Below are 232 nucleotides of genomic sequence, written 5' to 3'. Positions count from 1 at the left end.
TATGAGCTGCAGGCGGGCTCGGGCCGGGTCGATCTGTTTATCGGCGCCCTGGGCGACGATGGCCTGCAGCACTGGCAAGGCGGCGACGGCGTCTGGAGCACGACCGACACCCCGTGGCTGAACCGGGAGGGGGAAGTGCCGGTTGCCTGGGCCGGGCAGCATGCCATCTTCAAGGATGCCAGTGGCTTCTCCGGCGGCACCATCGAGGTGGAGGGAGCACAATCTTTTGCGG

Annotated in this window: 1 protein-coding gene; it reads left to right on the top strand. The window is 67.2% G+C overall.

Annotated elements, in window-relative coordinates; genetic code table 11:
• On the top strand, nt 1-232 hold a 232-nt coding region (locus tag IEI94_RS11445; RefSeq protein WP_224750092.1), incomplete at both ends, for a hypothetical protein.

The sequence above is a fragment of the Halomonas sp. ML-15 genome (assembly GCF_014779595.1).
Classification (GTDB): Bacteria; Pseudomonadota; Gammaproteobacteria; order Pseudomonadales; family Halomonadaceae; genus Franzmannia.
The sequence above is the reverse complement of the archived record's forward strand: the minus strand, read 5'-3'. Positions and strand labels throughout refer to the sequence as shown.